Genomic DNA, 15,046 nt, shown 5'->3' on the forward strand with positions numbered 1-15,046 from the left:
CGGGAACGTCCGAAAGGCATGGCAGTCCATGGACAGCACGATCGCGACGACCCCCAATCCGACCCGCGGCATCCTCCTCAAGATCGCCTCGGTCGTCGTCTTCGTCGGCATGCAGACCGCCATCAAATCCGCCGGCGACGGCATTCCGGCGGGGCAGATCGTCTTCTTCCGCTCGTTTTTCGCCCTGATACCGGTGGTCGGCTATCTGGCCTGGCTCGGCGATCTCCGGACCGCGCTGAAGACCGAGGATCTGACCGGCCATCTCGGCCGCGGCCTCATCGGCGTGACGTCGATGTCGCTCGGCTTCTTCGCGCTGACGCGGCTGCCCTATCCCGAATGGATCACCATCTCCTATGCCGCGCCGCTCGTCACCGTGGTCTTCGCCGCGGTGTTCCTGAAGGAGGTCGTCCGGCTCTACCGCTGGACGGCCGTCGTCATCGGCCTCGTCGGCATCCTCGTCGTGTCGTTGCCGAAGCTCACCCTTGTCGGCGAGGGGCTGGAGGCGGGGGAGGCGGTGGGGATCGCGGCAGCGCTCGCCTCCTCGGTGGTGGCCGCAGTGGCCATGATCCAGATCCGCCGTCTCGTGCGCCGGGAGAAGACGGCGACCATCGTCATCTACTTCTCGCTGACCTCGAGCGGCATCGCGCTCCTGTCGATCCCGTTCGGCTGGGTGATCCCGACGGCCGAGCAGGCGACCTTCCTGATTCTGTCGGGCCTGTGCGGCGGCGTCGGCCAGCTGCTTTTGACGGCCTGCTACCGGCAGGCCGACGCCTCGACCATCGCGCCCTTCGAATACACCTCGCTGATCCTCGCCATCGCCATCGGTTGGTTTCTGTTCGGCGAGGAGATCTTGGCGACGACGCTTCTCGGCGGGCTGATCGTCGTCGGTGCCGGCATCTACATCATCTACCGCGAGCACCGCCTCGGCATCGAGCGGAGGAAGGCGCGCGAGGTCTCCCCGCCACAGGGGTAGACGGGGCTGGACAGGGCGAGGCTCGGATGCCGGCTCAGGCCTGTCCGGTCGCCGCGTTCCAGACCGTGACGAAGGCGACGAGGATGAACAGGCCGCCGACCGCGCGCCCGACAAGAATCGTGGCCGCCGGCCGCGTCGTCACGAGGTTTCGGCTGGAGGCGGCGGCGAGCGCGAGACTGCCATAGACGGCGAGCTGCATGGCCACGGTGATCGCGCCGATCACGAGCGCCTGGATCCACAGCGGCCCGTAGTCCGGCTTCATGAACTGCGGAAAGACCGACATCGTGAAGAGGTAGGCCTTCGGATTGAGGAGGCAGGTGACGAGGCCCTGCCGGAAGGCCACGGCCTGCGAGCGGCTGCGAGCCGGACCGACGGACGCCACGGTGATCGAGCTGCGCAACAGCGTGACGCCGATCCAGGCCATGTAGGCGGCGCCGGCATAGAGCATGGCGGTGAAGAGGGCGGGCGCCCAGGCGAGGATGAGACCGACGCCGAGCGTTCCGAACAGCGTGTGCACGGCGCCGCCCAGCATGATGCCGGCCGTCGCCGACAGGCCCGACCGGCGCCCGCCCGTCAGGGAATGCGACAGCACGAACAGCATGTCCATGCCGGGAACGACGATGATGCCGAAGACGAAGACGGTGTAGAGAAGGAGGTTGTCGGCATAGTCCATCGGCGGGATCCTCTTGTCGCGGGGAGCCATCCGATAGGCCTGGCCAATGGCCAGCGTGGTGTCAGTTGCAGAAGGGTGCGATGCGCAAAGCCGAACGCCTGTTCGAGATCATCCAGATCCTCCGCCTCGCCAGGGGGCCCGTGACGGCTGCGGCCATCGCCGAACGGCTCGAGGTCGCGCCGCGCTCGGTCTATCGCGACATCGGCGCGCTGCAGGGCATGCGCGTCCCGATCGAGGGCGGGCGCGGCATCGGCTACATTCTGAGACCCGGCTTCACCCTGCCGCCGCTGATGTTCACCGTGGAGGAGACGGAGGCCGTCGTTCTTGCCCTCGCGCTTCTCAAACGCAGTGGCGACGGCGACCTGAAGAAGGCCGCAGCGCGCGTCAGCGAAAAACTAGGCGCCGTCGTGCCCACCCCCCTGCGTCTGGCGATGGAGACGAAGGCGCTCCATGCCTGGGGACCGCCGCCGCCGACGGGCATCGAGCTCTCCCTCGTGCGCCGGGCGATCCGCGACGAGGAGAAGCTTTTCCTCGCCTATCGCGACGAGGCCGGCAACGAGACCTGCCGCACCGTCTGGCCGATCGCGCTCATCTACTATCCGAGCAGCACGAACATCGTCGGCTGGTGCGAACTGCGCGGCGCGATCCGGCATTTCCGGGCGGAGCGCGTCCGCGAGGGACGGGGTACCGCGGAACGGTTCGGCGGTCACGGTGAGAGGCTGCGGGCCGAATGGGCGGCAGGATGGACGAAGCCGGCGGTCTAGCGTTTCGGGCGATTTTCCGGGATTGCGCGAAACGCTGGCTTTCAAGTTGCCGCGCCGGATACGGCGAAAAACCGGTTCCCGCTTCTTCGCCCGGCGCTCCGAACGGCTCGCCGATGGACCGCTGTCGCACATCGTGCGCATGGCTGACGATTGTTGAGGAAAACCGGCCGGAATCTTGCCGATCCGGCAAATCGACGCGATCGCGGCACGATCTTGTTAATCCCCTCAAGGCACACCGATCGCGTCGATGTGCAGGAGCGAATCCGATGAAATTCAAGAATGGCGACGAATTCACGGCGGCCGGCAAGGCAGTCTTGGCCTCGGCTATGGTCCTTTGTCTCGGCCTGGGGCTCGGCACCATGGTGATGATGGCGCCCCCCTCCGAAATCGAGATCGCCCGGGCGGGACACCAGGCGATGGAGAAGGAGCGCGAGCTGGAGCGTCAGCAGATTCTCGCCCGCGAGATGGGACGCCGCCTCAACGGCGGCTGAGGACGATGGCCCTGGCAGGGCTGCCTTGCCAGGGCCTTTCCACGTCCTCCCAAGGCGGAGGACCGCGCCAGGATCAGTCGAGCTGGCGCACCGCGCCGCGTGCCGCGCTGGTGGCGAACTTCGCATAGGCCTTCAGCGCCGTCGTCACCTTGCGCTTGCGGATCTCGGCGGGATGGAAGCCCTTTTCGGTCTGCGCCTGGCGGCGCTCGGCGAGCACGGCATCGGCGACGGCAAGGTTGATCGTCCGGTTCGGGATGTCGATCTCGATCATGTCGCCCTCCTCGACGAGCCCGATCGTTCCACCCTCCGCCGCTTCCGGCGAGACGTGGCCGATGGACAGGCCCGAGGATCCGCCGGAGAAGCGCCCGTCGGTGACGAGCGCACAGGCCTTGCCGAGGCCCTTCGACTTCAGATAGCTCGTGGGATACAGCATTTCCTGCATTCCCGGGCCGCCGCGCGGCCCCTCGTAGCGGATGAGCACGACGTCGCCGGGGTTGATCTTGTTCGACAGGATCGCCTGCACCGAGGAATCCTGGCTCTCGAAGATGCGGGCAGGCCCCTTGAAGGTGAGCACCGAGGCGTCGACGCCGGCGGTCTTCACGATGCAGCCGTCCTCGGCGAGATTGCCGTAGAGCACCGCAAGGCCGCCATCGGTGGAGTAGGCGTGTTCGAGGTCGCGGATGACGCCGGTGGCGCGATCCGAATCGACGGCGTCGAAACGGCGCTCCTGGCTGAAGGCGACCTGAGTCGGCACGCCGCCGGGCGCGGCGCGGTAGAAGTCGTGCACCATCCGGCTGTCGGTGCGCATCACGTCCCAGCGCTCGAGCGCGGCGCCGAGGTTTTCGGCATGGATCGAGCCGGCCTCCGCATGGATCAGCCCGGCGCGGTCGAGCTCGCCGAGAATGGCGAGGACGCCGCCGGCGCGGTGCACGTCCTCCATGTGGACATTGGCGACGGCCGGCGCGACCTTGCACAGGACCGGCACCCGCCGCGACAGCCGGTCGATGTCGGCCATGGTGAAGTCGACCTCGCCCTCGTGCGCGGCGGCGAGGAGATGCAGCACCGTATTCGTCGACCCTCCCATGGCGATGTCGAGCGTCATGGCGTTCTCGAAGGCCTCGAAGCTCGCGATCGCGCGCGGCAGGACGCTTCCATCGTCCTGTTCATAGTAGCGCTTGGCGAGGTCGACGATCAGATGCCCGGCCTCGACGAAGAGGCGGCGGCGGTCGGCATGGGTGGCGAGCGTGGAGCCGTTGCCCGGCAGCGACAGGCCGAGCGCCTCGGTCAGGCAGTTCATCGAATTGGCCGTGAACATGCCCGAGCACGAGCCGCAGGTCGGGCAGGCCGAGCGTTCGATGGTGGCGACGTCCTCGTCCGAGATGCGCTCGTCGGCCGCGGCGACCATGGCGTCGACGAGGTCGAGCTTCTTCTCGGTCTTGTCGGGCCAGATCACCTTGCCGGCCTCCATCGGACCGCCCGAGACGAAGACGACGGGGATGTTGAGGCGGAGCGCCGCCATCAGCATGCCCGGCGTGATCTTGTCGCAGTTGGAGATGCAGACCATCGCGTCGGCGCAGTGCGCGTTGACCATGTACTCGACCGAGTCGGCGATGAGCTCGCGCGAGGGCAGCGAATAGAGCATGCCGTCATGGCCCATCGCGATGCCGTCGTCGACGGCGATGGTGTTGAACTCCTTGGCGACACCCCCCGCCGCCTCGATCTCGCGCGCGACGAGCTGGCCGAGGTCCTTCAGGTGCACGTGGCCCGGCACGAACTGCGTGAACGAATTCACCACCGCGATGATCGGCTTGCCGAAATCGGCGTCCTTCATGCCGGTGGCGCGCCACAGGCCGCGGGCGCCGGCCATGTTGCGGCCGTGCGTGGTGGTGCGGGAACGGTAGGCGGGCATGGCATATCCTGTGCGCTGCAATGAGGTGTACCGGGCATTACACCTGATTGGCGCGGGTGCCAATCTTGCAGTGCAGCATGGGGAGGTCAGGCACGCTTTCGATGTCTTGCTTTGATGCCAATGAAAAAGGGTCGCGCTTGACTGCAAGCCAGTGGCTGATCCGGGTAGTTAGGCGACCGTCCGCCTCGGTCCAAGTTATCGTAAAGCAGCCGGTCCCGGTCGAAGGTGACCGACCTCATCCCCTACTCGCTCTGAGCTTCGTCAGCGAATGCGGAATTAATTGCCTTGAAGAGCTTCTCCGCGCTCGCTGGAGTTCCTGGGGGGAGGTCCGAAGCCGTATTCCACTTGTCGAAGCGGTTCCACATCTCGCTGAGAACACGTCGCTTATCGAGTCCCGACATTCCGTACCGGGCTTTGAGGACATGTTCGACACGCTTGGTGATCATATCCGATCCGTCCACGGGCAGGTCATCGAGCTTGATCGCCAGTCCAAGCGCGGTGTTCACGCAGTCGAGGTAGAACTTGTCCGGGAACAGGTCCTCAATGGCAAAATCAGTCTTCTTCGAACCCGCCGCCTTACCAAGCATGAAAGTCCGGAAGCGCTTGGCCTTCTCTGCGGCGAGCTTGGAAACGTACAGATCGTCAATCTTCACCTTAGCAGCGTGTCCGGCGGCATCACTGTCAAGGAGGACGCCTGCATCCCAGCCCTGCCCAATCGCGAAGCCTGCATACATCGGCGTCTTCGAGGCACCATGCGCCGGCCACATATAGATGCGATCCGAGAGTCGTTCTCTGCCAGCCGGGTAGTGTCCGCGCTCGTGGTGGAAATTCCGACATTGAAAGGTGTGGCTGAGGCGGTCACCGGATAGGGCGGCTAAGGTGGAGTTGCGAGACTTCAACCTGACCGGAGAACCCGATGACCGAGGACAGACTACCGCTTGCCGAGCTTTTTGCGAAAGCCGGGGACGGCGATTTCCTGAGAACGATAGCCGAGAGCGTGATGCAGCTCCTTATGGAGGTCGACGTTGAAGGCATGATCGGCGCCGGGCGCCACGAACGGACGCAGGAACGGGCGACTTATCGCAATGGCTACCGCGACCGCTCGCTCGACACGCGGCTCGGCTCGTTGCAGCTTCGGATACCCAAGCTTCGGCAGGGCAGCTACTTCCCGCCGTTCCTGGAGCCGAGAAAGCTCTCGGAGAAGGCCTTGGTTGCCGTCATTCAGGAAGCTTGGATCAGCGGCGTTTCCACCCGGCGGGTCGACGATCTGGTACAGGCCATGGGGCTGTCGGGGATCGGCAAGAGCACCGTATCGAAGCTGTGCAAAGACATCGACGAACGCGTCGGCGGCTTCCTCGACCGTCCTCTCACTGGCGACTGGCCCTACCTCTGGCTGGATGCGACCTACCTGAAGCAGCGCGAGGGTGGACGCATCGTTTCGGTCGCCGCCATAATCGCCGTGGCCGTGAACACGGACGGCAAGCGCGAGATCGTCGGCCTTCACATCGGCCCCTCGGAAGCGGAGACGTTTTGGTCGAGCTTCCTCAAGAGCCTCGTGCGCCGCGGCCTGTCCGGCGTGAAGCTCGTGATCTCGGATGCTCACGAAGGGCTGAAAGCCGCCATTCGCCGGGTGTTCAGCGCCTCCTGGCAGCGCTGCCGGGTGCATTGGATGCGCAACGCCCTGTCGTATGTCCCGAAGGCGCAGCAGAGCATGGCGGCGGCCGCGCTGCGCCAAGCCTTCGCCCAGCCCGATCGTGCTAGCGCCAGCCAGGCGCTGCGCCACGTCGCCGACCAGCTTCGGGGAAAGTGTCCAAAGCTCGGGGCCTTCATCGACAACAGCGAGACCGACGTGCTGGCGCACATGGATTTTCCCAGTCAGCACCGGACCCGGATCCATTCGACGAATTCCCTGGAGCGCCTGAACAAGGAGGTGAAGCGGCGTGCCGACGTCGTCGGAATCTTCCCGAACGAGGGATCCATCATCCGGCTCATCGGCGCCGTCCTTCTCGAGGCCAACGACGAATGGCAGATCCAGAACCGCTACATGCAGACCGAACCCATGGCCGACCTCATGGCCATGGGCAACACTGCAAAACCCGAACAGATTTCCACCGAAGTCGCCTGAAACGGAGCCGCTTCAGCTACACTCAATTTCCACCACGTTGACGGACACGACCGCCAGCCGCAGCGAGAAGCCCAGACAACTTGTGCAGAATAATCGCGTCGTCACCGCCTTCCACAATGAGCACCTGCCGATTCCCTAGCAGCCCGCTCTGATCCCCGGTGAGGCCGAGGCTCCGCTCTATGACCGCCATCGGCTCCCGCTGCGCGCTAACGATACCCTGTGTGATGGCGAGGTGGCCGTCTCTGGTTTCTACGATCCGCACGCGCTCCGGATGGGCAAGCTCGACCATGGAGGCGAGGTGCGTCGTGTAGAGGATGGTGTTGTGCTCAGCGAGCCGCTCGAAAACCTTCAGAAGGTCGCGTTGTCCCGAGAAGTGCAAATGCACCCCCGGCTCCTCTAGAAGTAATACGCAATCTTTGAATTCGCCTTTGGTGGCGTGGGTGAACTTCCAGGCGAAGGAAACGTACCAGCGGAAACCCGTTGAGCGCCGGTGGAGGCGCACGGGCATCCCGATTGCCGCGTCTTCCGCAAAAATGTTCAGGGTAGGACCGTCGATTTCGATGTCGAAATTGACCTCCTTCTGCTGCCACAAGTTGGCGAACTGGCGGGTCAGGAACTTGGAGGCGGACCGCTTGTCGAAGGAACGAACCGTACGCCCCTCGGCGGATTGCCCCTTCTTAATGAAATCATTGAGGTCAATGTTTGCGAGGTCGAGAATGACGAGGATCGTCTGGTCCTCGTTGCTTAATTTGTGTCGGCTTTTATCACCCCCGACGTTGTCGAGCCGCTGCTTGAGTTGATCTAGCTGGTCGTGTCCGTCAACGTGGTGGAAATTGGGGTGTAACTGAAGCGGCTCGGTTTCAGGCGGCTGCGGTGGAAATACGTACGGTTTCGGGCTTGGTGCTGTTGGACATGAGTTCGGCCATGGGTTCGGTCTGCATGTAGCGGTTTTGCGTCTGCCATTCGTCGTTGGCCTCGAGGAGGACGGCGCCGATGAGGCGGATGATGGAGCCCTCGTTCGGGAAGATGCCGACGACATCGGCGCGCCGCTTCACCTCCTTGTTCAGGCGCTCCAGGGAATTGGTCGAATGGATCCGGGTCCGATGCTGACCGGGAAAGTCCAGATGCGCCAGCACGTCGGTCTCGCTGTCGTCGATGAAGCTGCCGAGCTTGGGACACTTTCCCCGGAGCTGGTCGGCGACGTGGCGCAGCGCCTGGGCCGCGCCGGCGCGATCGGGTTGGATGAAGGCCTGGCGCAGGGCCGCAGCCGCCATGCTTTGCTGCGCCTTCGGGACATAGGACAGGGCGTTGCGCATCCAGTGGACGCGGCAGCGCTGCCAGGAGGCGCTGAACACCCGGCGGATGGCGGCCTTCAGCCCTTCATGGGCATCCGATATCACGAGCTTCACGCCGGAAAGGCCGCGGCGCACGAGGCTCTTGAGGAAGGTCGACCAGAAGGTCTCCGCTTCCGAGGGCCCGATGTGAAGGCCGACGATCTCGCGCTTGCCGTCGGTGTTGACGGCGACAGCGATTATTGCCGCCACCGAGACGATACGGCCGCCTTCGCGCTGCTTCAGGTAGGTCGCGTCGAGCCAGAGATAGGGCCAGTCGCCGGTGAGCGGGCGATCGAGAAAGCCGCCGACGCGGTCGTCGATATCTTTGCACAGCTTCGACACCGTGCTCTTGCCGATCCCCGACAGTCCCATGGCCTGCACCAGATCGTCGACGCGACGCGTGGACACGCCGCTGATCCAGGCCTCCTGGATGACCGCGACAAGCGCCTTCTCCGAGAGCTTTCTCGGTTCCAGGAACGGCGGAAAGTAGCTGCCTTGTCGAAGCTTGGGGATGCGAAGCTGCAAGGAGCCAAGCCGGGTATCGAACGAGCGGTCCCGGTAGCCGTTGCGATAGGTCGCCCGTTCCAGGGTGCGTTCATGGCGCCCGGCGCCGATCATGCCCTCCACGTCGGCCTCCATGAGAAGCTGCATCACGCTCTCGGCTATCGTCCTCAGGAAATCGCCGTCTCCGGCTTTTGCCAGAAGCTCGGCAAGCGGTAATCTGTCCTCGGTCATCGGGTGCTCCGGTCAGGTTGAAGTCTCGCAACTCCACCTTAGCCGGCCAATCCGGTGGCCACCTCCGTCGCACCATCTGAGATCCGAGTTTCCACCACCAGCGCGGACACTACCATCTAGCTCCATTTGCGCGCCAGACATCTTATAATCGTGGATATAGACAAATTTCGGCACCTTCGCCTTGGCCCAAGCGACGGCCTTATCCTCATCTAGTGTTCCTTCGGCGAAGTCGTGAACCTTGAAGCGGGCCTGGGCGCCGTAGCCGCGCCAGAGAACAATCCGGACGGCTTCGGGTAGTGGCGGCGCGGGGAGAGCGTCTTTCCCTTCCTCGACCACGGGCGTGACCAGCGCCACCTCAGCCAAATCTTCGATCTCCTCGGTTGACAGGACAAACTGGGCCTTACAGACCAGTTTGCCTGTCGCGGTTTTACGCCCTTCCCATCGGTCGACTGGCCAGTCTTCATCAAGGCTGTACTCGGCGCCGGCGATGATTGGATTGAGAGTGTATAGCGCCTCGAAGAGATTGCTTTTGCCAGCCTCGTTTTGACCCACAAAGGCCGTAATCCGAATTGCTTATCCCCTTCGCTCAGGCGGTAACCATACCTAGCGAAGCCGCGTGACGGCGGGGGCCCTGTCCCCTATCTCGTCTGGATGTCCGAGGCCCTGTTCCCCACGCGCTGGAAGAAAGACAAGCCGCCGTCGCTCGAGCGGTTTATGGCCACGTTCCCAGACGACTACGCTTGCGCCGACCACCTTGCCCGAAAGCGTTGGCCGAACGGGTTCCGGTGCCCGCATTGTGCCTCGCAGAAGGGATGGAAGTTGGAATCCCGCCCCTGGGTCTTCCAATGCTCAGGAAAGGGCGAGAACCCCGGCTGTCGCAAGCAGACTTCGGTAATCGCCAAGACGGTGATGCACGGCACGCACCTGCCGCTGCGCACATGGTTCATCGCGGCCTACCTCGTGGCAACCCACTCCAACTCGATCTCCGCCCTCCAGCTCCAGCCCAAGATCGGGGTCGGGTCGTACAAGACCGCCTGGCTACTGCTCCATAAGCTCCGACGCGCAATGGTCGACCCCGGTCGGTCGCCGCTCGAGGGCAAGGTCGAGATCGACGAAACGAGCTTTCCCCATCGCAAGAGGACGGAGAGCCCGGACGGCGGGCAGGGAAAAAGCACGGTCGGCAAGGTCTTCGTCATCGGTGCGGTCGAGCATCGCGATGGCAGGAAGTCCGGACGGCTGCGGCTCGCCAAGATCGCCGAGGACCGGCGCGAGTTCATGGTTCCCTTCGTGCTGGCGAACACGGCGAAGGGATGCACGATGGTCACCGACGGAAGCAGTTCCTACGTCGGCATTCCGGATCGCGGGCATATCTTGAAAAACCTGAGCAAGGACAATGCACCGCCTGGCCATATCGCCATGGAGCGCATCCACCGCGCCTTCTCCAATTTGAAACGCTGGTCGCTGGGCACGTTCCACGGCTTCCGGGAGAAGCACGTCGACGCTTACCTCAACGAGTTCGTATTCCGCTGGAACCGACGTCGCTCGTTCCAGACCACGATGGAGCGCATCCTCGGTATCGGCCAGGCGCTGCCACGCACCACCTACCGGGACATCGTGGGCGATACCTCGGAATGGCGAAGGCAGCATCAAGCCCAGATCTTCAAGATGACCTCTCCCCTTCGGATGAAGATGGCGAGGGAACTGGCACGCGAAATGCGCATCCCCATCATCGAGGCACTCGCGCAGATCCGCACCGAGACCGATAAGCGATACGAGCGTCGCCAACCGAAACGGCCAGCCCTTGCCCTGCGCCGGGAGGGTGATGCGCGCCTGTCCGGCCGTTATCGATATGTCGCCCGGCCAACAGTGGCCGCGATCGAGGCGCGCTATCCAAAAGTGGTGCCTGAGCCGAAAGTCGCGGCCCACTGACCGAGGCACGGGCTCGGGTTCCGACATCCAGCGACATGAATCCGAGCAGTTTCTGTGGACCGCAGGCCGGGAAGCGGATCTGTGCGCGACGCGCCGTCGCCGATGGTCTCTCCTACTCCAGCAGCTCGATCGATTCCCTTCCGCGGAGGCCTCCGGCCCCGCCATCGGCTAGCCTAGGCTTCAGCTATATCTGGTGGTCACCTGAGCAAAGGGGATAAGCAATTAATCCGATTGGCGTTGATCCAGCCGGAGTCAATTATGTTGCGATAGTTTGTGACCTGAAAGCCTTCAAACTGCATTACGGCCTGCCCTTGAGTTGCTATGACTTTGTCGGAGCAAGATGGCGTGCCAGAAGACCAAGATCAAGCCGCGCTCAACGACTTAATTGGATGGGCTTGGACTTTATAAAACTGGTCTTCAGATGGGGTCGGGATTCGAGTCGCTGAAAAGAGTAATGCCACAGGGCTGAGTTGACGACCTCGGCGAGAACTTGCCAAGTGGGCATGACAGAGGTCATCTTTTGGGATGCCACAGTGCGCCAGCGAATGGCCAGGAAGGGTCGAAAGCTGCCGTCCAATGGTTTTTCAGCGGTCGCCGCAAATGCGCCGCCTTCACTCACTCCGCCGGCGTCTGCTCGGCCAGATCCGCCCGCGGATCGAGCGCAAAGCTTGCCGGCGTCTGCGTCCGGGCGAGGGGCGTCGTCCTGAAGTCGCCGCGTTCTTCCACCGGCGGGGCGGTGCGGCGGAAGGTGCGGTAGAAGGCGTAGAAGGCGAAGATCGCGTGCGCGGTGCCGGTGGCGACGAAGATGCCGGAGGGGCCGAACGTCTCCATCAGCCAGGCGGCCAGCAGCGGGCCGCCCATCGTGCCGAAGCCGTAGAGGATGAGAAGACCGCCCGAAACTTTGACAAAATCCTCCGGCTTGGCATAGTCGTTGGCATGCGCGACGGTCAGGGAATAGGCGGGATAGATCACCCCGCCGAGGCCGAAGGCGATGGCGAACAGCACCAGCGGATCGTGGCTGCGCAGGGCCATGCCGACGACGGCGATGCCGACGCCGACGAGACCGGCGACCGTCATGACATAGCGGCGATCGACACGGTCCGAGAACCGGCCGAGCGGGTACTGGAAGACGATGCCGCCGGCCATGGTGGCGGCGAGCAGCGTCGCGATCTCGGTGTTGGTGAAGCCGAAGCGCTGCCCGAGCACCGGCGACATGTTGTTCCAGGCGCCCGACAGGACGCCCGCCAGAAAGACGCCGACGGCTGCGGCCGGTGAATTGCGGTAGATCATCGCAAGGTCGAGCGAGGTCGTCGTCAGGGGTTTGGGCGAGGGCGCCTTCGACAGCGCCGTCGGGATGACGGCGAGGGCGAAGAGGATGGCGCAGAGCATGAAGGGCGTCGTCAGTTCGGGCCGCGTCGCCGCCATGATGTACTGGCCGCCGATCATCGCCGTCATCGAGACGATCATGTAGATCGAAAAGATGCGCCCGCGCGTCTCGTTGGTGACGCGCTCGTTCAGCCAGCTCTCGATGATCATGTAGCTGCCGGCCAGCGCGAATCCCGCAATGCCGCGGATCAGGATCCAGGCGATCGGGTGGACGATCATCGCCAGCATCAGCACGCCGATGGCGAGAAGGGCGCAGAGGCTGGAGAAGGTCCTGACATGGCCCGCCTGGCGCACGATCAGCGGCACCACGAGGCAGCCGACGGTGAAGGCGATGGCGTAGCCCGTGCCCATGAAGCCGATCTCATAGCTCGACCAGCCCTCGATCGAGCCGCGCACCGGCAGGAGAATGCCCTGCAGACCCGCGCCCGCCATCACGAAGAAGGTGGAGATCAGGAGGGAGACGATCGGCAGCAGCGCGGACATGGAAGGCCTTGGAACGACGGACGGGCCGCGGAGGCGGCAGACGGGCGGCCGACCGCAGACTAGGGGCGATGCAGCACGCGCTAGGGTGGGTTTGCGACTTCGTCGTGACGGCTATCCGACATTTCCGCCCCGCGCCAGCCCGGGAGGGCCGCGGGCGTCACACAGGCATTGCCGGACCCATGTAGGCAGCCTAAGCCGGACCGGATCAGCCTGCCTCATCAGGATGCAGGATGCGATGGATCCGGCCGGAGCGCTTTCGGCTCGCACCGGGCTCGCGATCGCGATGGCCGGGCAGGTCGGACAGGATGGGTGGTGTGGATGCGGGAAGAGGCCGGGCCGTTGCGGGACAAGGACGGGGCGCTGATGCCGGCGGTTGCGGGCTTTCCTCTTGAGGCGGCGGACCGGCCGAGCTTCGCCGCGCTGGTGCGGGTCTTCACCACGCTGGGCTTTCTCGGCTTCGGCGGCCCGGCCGGGCAGATCGCGATGATGCACAAGATGCTGGTCGATGAGCGCCGCTGGATCGGCGAGGAGCGGTTCCTGCACGCCTTGAACTACTGCATGCTCCTGCCCGGCCCCGAGGCGCAGCAACTCGCGACCTATATCGGCTGGCTCCTGCACCGCAAGCGCGGCGGGCTTGCCGCCGGGCTTCTCTTCGTTCTCCCCGGTGCGGCCGTGATGCTGGCGCTGAGCGCCCTCTATGTCGCCTTTCGCCACGTGCCGCTTATCGATGCCGCGTTTTTCGGCATCAAGGCGGCCGTGCTCGCCATCGTCGTCGAGGCGATGCTGCGCATCGGCGGGCGTGCGCTGCTCGACCGGACGGCGCTCGCCATCGCCGTCGCCGCGTTTCTCGCGATCTTCGTCCTCGCCGTGCCGTTTCCGCTGATCGTTCTCGGCGCCGGCCTCTTCGGCTGGCTGCGGCAGCGCCGCGTCCCGGCGGCGGTTGGCGCGGCACCGCCGTCCGGCAAGGTGGCGCCTGCAGGCGTGGTCGATGCGATGTTCGCGCGCGGCGAACTCGGCCATGCCGAGCCGTCGCGGGCGCGGGCCCTGAAGACGCTCGCGGTCGGCCTGCCGCTGTGGCTGGCGCCCGTCGCCGTGCTCTGGCTCTTCCTCGGCGGCGAGGCCACCTTCACGACCATCGGCCGGTTCTTCAGCCTGATGGCGACGGTGACCTTTGGCGGTGCCTACGCGGTGCTGGCCTATGTCGCGCAGGCCGCCGTGGAAAACCTCCAATGGCTTTCGGCGGCGGAAATGCTGGACGGGCTCGGACTTGCCGAGACGACGCCCGGACCGCTGGTGCTGGTCCTGCAGTTCGTCGGCTTTCTCGCCGCCTTCCATCATCCCGGCAGCCTGCCGCCGCTTCTCGCCGGCGCTCTCGGCAGCCTGCTGACGCTCTGGGTGACCTTCGCGCCGTGCTTCCTCTGGATCTTTCTCGGTGGCCCCTATGTCGAGGCGCTGAGGCAGAACCGGTCCATCGCCGCGGCGCTGTCGGCGATCACCGCGGCCGTCGTCGGCATCATCGCCAATCTCGCGCTGTGGTTTGCCCTGCATCTCCTTTTCCGCGACCTCCAGCCCCTGGCGTTTCTCGGCAATTTCGGCCCGGACCTGCCGGTGCTTACCTCGCTCGACCTGCGCGCGGCCTTCCTGTCGGCGCTCTCGGCGGTCTTCCTCTTCCGACTGCGGCTTGGAATGTTCGCGACGCTGGCGCTGTCGGCGGCTTTCGGCATCGCCAGCATGGGCTGGGCGGGCTGAGGCGGCCGGCCCCGGCGCCGGCGGAAGGGTTGTGCCCCGTGCGGGTGTATGGTGAGCTTGTTCTCGAGCCGGCCGCCGGGCCGGCATGTCGGATGGGAAATGCCCATGTCAGACTGGAAGCCCGCGACCTATCCCTCCGTCAGCCCCTATTTGATCTGCGCCGATGCCGAGGCGGTGATCGACTTCATGATCACGGTCTTCGGCGGCACCGTGTTGCGCCGCATCGATCGGCCCGACGGGACGATCATGCATGCGGAGGTCCGCATCGACGACAGCGTCGTCATGATCGGCGGCGCCACCCCGTCCTATCCGGCACGGGCCCAGCAGATCCATGTCTATGTCAGGGACGTCGACGCCGTCTTTGCCACGGCGATCGAACAGGGGGCGGCCGCCATCGAGGCGCCGCAACGCAAGCATGACGACGACGACCGCAGGGGCGGCTTCACCGACAGCGCCGGCAACGCCTGGTGGATCGCCACGCAGTAAGCCGCGTGC

13 protein-coding genes and 1 pseudogene are annotated in these 15,046 nt (G+C 64.8%); 7 read left to right on the forward strand and 7 right to left on the reverse strand.

All coding sequences use genetic code 11. The annotated features are described in order from the left end of the window. Positions 1-28: 28 nt before the first annotated feature. Positions 29-973, forward strand: coding sequence for a DMT family transporter (locus Sa4125_RS06360; RefSeq protein WP_224004951.1), 945 nt, complete (start codon positions 29-31; stop codon positions 971-973). A 34-nt stretch (positions 974-1,007) separates the two neighbouring features. Here the strand turns inward: Sa4125_RS06360 and Sa4125_RS06365 are convergent, their stop codons facing one another. Next, positions 1,008-1,646, reverse strand: coding sequence for a LysE family translocator (locus Sa4125_RS06365; RefSeq protein ID WP_224004952.1), 639 nt, complete (start codon positions 1,644-1,646; stop codon positions 1,008-1,010). An 80-nt stretch (positions 1,647-1,726) separates the two neighbouring features. On the opposite strand from Sa4125_RS06365, the gene Sa4125_RS06370 reads away from it, so the two are divergent. Both Sa4125_RS06370 and Sa4125_RS06375 read left to right on the forward strand, forming a co-directional pair. After that, the gene (locus tag Sa4125_RS06370) at positions 1,727-2,410 is read left to right on the forward strand and encodes a YafY family protein (protein ID WP_224004955.1); all 684 of its coding nucleotides are present in this window, start codon (positions 1,727-1,729) and stop codon (positions 2,408-2,410) included. A 266-nt stretch (positions 2,411-2,676) separates the two neighbouring features. After that, positions 2,677-2,901, forward strand: coding sequence for a hypothetical protein (locus Sa4125_RS06375; protein ID WP_224004958.1), 225 nt, complete (start codon positions 2,677-2,679; stop codon positions 2,899-2,901). 73 nt (positions 2,902-2,974) lie between these two features. Here the strand turns inward: Sa4125_RS06375 and ilvD are convergent, their stop codons facing one another. Together ilvD and Sa4125_RS06385 are read right to left on the reverse strand one after the other, a co-directional pair. Beyond that, entirely contained in the window at positions 2,975-4,810 is a 1,836-nt protein-coding gene (gene ilvD / locus Sa4125_RS06380; protein WP_224004961.1) for a dihydroxy-acid dehydratase, read from the reverse strand. Positions 4,811-5,052: 242 nt separating this feature from the next. Continuing rightward, the gene (locus tag Sa4125_RS06385) at positions 5,053-5,544 is read right to left on the reverse strand and encodes a hypothetical protein (RefSeq protein WP_224004964.1); all 492 of its coding nucleotides are present in this window, start codon (positions 5,542-5,544) and stop codon (positions 5,053-5,055) included. A gap of 182 nt (positions 5,545-5,726) precedes the next feature. Between Sa4125_RS06385 and Sa4125_RS06390 the strand changes: the two genes are divergently transcribed. Next, the gene (locus Sa4125_RS06390) at positions 5,727-6,935 is read left to right on the forward strand and encodes an IS256 family transposase (RefSeq protein ID WP_223998301.1); all 1,209 of its coding nucleotides are present in this window, start codon (positions 5,727-5,729) and stop codon (positions 6,933-6,935) included. 22 nt (positions 6,936-6,957) lie between these two features. Here the strand turns inward: Sa4125_RS06390 and Sa4125_RS06395 are convergent, their stop codons facing one another. From Sa4125_RS06395 to Sa4125_RS06405, 3 genes are all read right to left on the reverse strand, one after another. Further along, a complete protein-coding gene (locus tag Sa4125_RS06395) occupies positions 6,958-7,527 on the reverse strand; it encodes an AAA family ATPase (RefSeq protein ID WP_345944320.1) in 570 nt (189 codons plus the stop codon). A gap of 268 nt (positions 7,528-7,795) precedes the next feature. Beyond that, complete coding sequence (locus tag Sa4125_RS06400; protein ID WP_223998612.1) at positions 7,796-9,004, reverse strand: IS256 family transposase; 1,209 nt, start codon at positions 9,002-9,004, stop codon at positions 7,796-7,798. 12 nt (positions 9,005-9,016) lie between these two features. Next, positions 9,017-9,556 carry a hypothetical protein gene (locus tag Sa4125_RS06405; RefSeq protein ID WP_224004967.1) on the reverse strand — a complete coding sequence of 180 codons (540 nt, stop codon included), beginning with the start codon at positions 9,554-9,556 and terminating at the stop codon, positions 9,017-9,019. Between the two features lie 162 nt (positions 9,557-9,718). Here Sa4125_RS06405 and Sa4125_RS06410 point away from each other — a divergent pair. Further along, positions 9,719-10,621 (forward strand): annotated as a pseudogene (locus tag Sa4125_RS06410) (IS1595 family transposase); the annotation flags it as partial. Between the two features lie 927 nt (positions 10,622-11,548). Here Sa4125_RS06410 and Sa4125_RS06415 read toward each other — a convergent pair. Next, positions 11,549-12,802: an MFS transporter gene (locus Sa4125_RS06415; protein WP_224004970.1), complete on the reverse strand. Its 1,254-nt coding sequence runs from the start codon at positions 12,800-12,802 to the stop codon at positions 11,549-11,551. 363 nt (positions 12,803-13,165) lie between these two features. Between Sa4125_RS06415 and chrA the strand changes: the two genes are divergently transcribed. Continuing rightward, on the forward strand, positions 13,166-14,551 hold the full coding sequence (gene chrA / locus Sa4125_RS06420) for a chromate transporter (RefSeq protein WP_224007592.1): 1,386 nt from the start codon (positions 13,166-13,168) through the stop codon (positions 14,549-14,551). 105 nt (positions 14,552-14,656) lie between these two features. Next, positions 14,657-15,037, forward strand: a complete 381-nt coding sequence (locus Sa4125_RS06425) for a VOC family protein (protein ID WP_224004973.1) — start codon at positions 14,657-14,659, stop codon at positions 15,035-15,037. Positions 15,038-15,046: the final 9 nt, after the last annotated feature.

It is taken from the genome of Aureimonas sp. SA4125 (assembly GCF_019973775.1).
Taxonomy (GTDB): domain Bacteria; phylum Pseudomonadota; class Alphaproteobacteria; order Rhizobiales; family Rhizobiaceae; genus Plantimonas.